This window comes from Alloprevotella sp. OH1205_COT-284 (assembly GCF_003859795.1).
In the GTDB taxonomy this organism is placed as follows: Bacteria; Bacteroidota; Bacteroidia; order Bacteroidales; family Bacteroidaceae; genus Alloprevotella.
In genome coordinates this window covers 1-1,466 of the sequence record NZ_RQYI01000054.1, presented here as the reverse complement: position 1 = coordinate 1,466, position 1,466 = coordinate 1, and the positions used below count along the sequence as shown (strand labels likewise).

Annotated in this window: 1 protein-coding gene; it reads right to left on the bottom strand. The window is 46.8% G+C overall.

All coding sequences use genetic code 11. The features are described 5' to 3' along the window. Positions 1–62 precede the first annotated feature (62 nt). A complete protein-coding gene (locus EII14_RS08975; protein WP_124932184.1) occupies positions 63–1,214 on the bottom strand; it encodes an IS256 family transposase in 1,152 nt (383 codons plus the stop codon). Positions 1,215–1,466: the final 252 nt, after the last annotated feature.

Genomic DNA, 1,466 nt, shown 5'->3' with positions numbered 1-1,466 from the left:
CCCCGCTTGGGGTACCCCAAGCGGGGGAGGAAATTTGTGGTGTCGATTTTATGATTATCGTTTTATCTTATCGTCCATCCTCTGAAATAGGGCAACCTTCTGGCATACGTACCTTCACTTTTCTCTTTGGCCACAGCCCCCAAGAGATAAACCACAGAAGCAGCCGAAGGCATCGCCCCACGCATAAGTAAAGTACGCTTGTAACTGCGATTGAGACGCTCCACCCAATTGGTCGAGTAAATCATACGTCGCAGCTCCTCTGGGAAGCGCAAATAGGTGAAATAGGCAGCATTCCTTTCCCTGCCTAAGCGCGCAAGACTTGGGGAGTTTCTGCCCCAACGCTGCGCAAAGATACACAAATTCTCATAGGCAGCAAGGGGAGTCAAGTTCGTCTTCTCCACGGGAAAGAGTTCTGTCAACTCCTGGCTCATCTTTGCCTTATCCTTCGCAGAAACCGTGTTCAAGATCTGACGCTTGAGATGAACCACACAAAGTTGATGTAAGGCCGTGGGAAAAGTCGAACAAATAGCATTCTCTATCCCACTCAAAGCATCAGATACGATGAGGTCTATCTGCTCTACTCCTCTCTCTTTGAGCGCCTGCAACTCCATCTCCCGGGCTATCGCTCCCTCCGTGGGATGATTCACCACCGTGAGTACCTCACGACTACCATCGGGTAGAAGTCCCAGCATCGTATAGTAGGCTTCCTTCCATACACTCCCATCGCGACGCGTGGAGCAAAAGGTGGCATCAATATAGACCGCTAAATAGCGAGGAGAAAGACGACGAGAAAGCCACTCGTTAATCTCTTCATAACAGGCGCCTGCCAAATGACTTACCTGCTGTTTGCTGTAATGATGCCCATAAATACGCTCGCAAACTTCAGCAATATTCTCGCAGGAAAGACCACGAGCATACAACTCGTGAAAGAGAAGAGCACGCTCACTCTCCTGGGAGGATAAAATTCCAAGGATGAGAGGCTGAAAAGCACCGGAACGCGTGCGAGGGATGCGAAGTTGGAAGCTACAACCATAGCCCCGCCAACGGCGAGGACGAAAGCCATTGCCCTTCTCCCCTGGATATTCTTGAAGAAAGAGAGAACGCTCCTGTTTGGAAAAGCCATCCAACAAAACACGCATCAACTCATTAAAACCAGCCTCGCTATAGGCCATTTCGGAAATTAGTTCCGATCTTTGTTGCATCGTAACCTCCATTGTTCTTAGTTTCATTTTTAAAGACATCACAAATTTAAGAACTTGGGAGCTTACACACTTTTATAGGACAGTATCTGAAATAAAATAGCAAATCAAGAATAATAGGGCTTACGATGAACCAAGATCGGACATTACCGTTTCTATGGGGGATCGACTTTTTTAAGGTTCATCCGGAATTTGGAGTGATGGAGGTATAAACGAATAAGAATTTCGCTAAAATGCTTTTTTCAAAGTCCTTTATATATAGCTAAT

Bases quoted from the DNA above. Each gene is read 5' to 3' on its own strand.
- EII14_RS08975 (WP_124932184.1), bottom strand. From the start codon at position 1,214: ATGGAGGTTACGATGCAACAAAGATCGGAACTAATTTCCGAAATGGCC.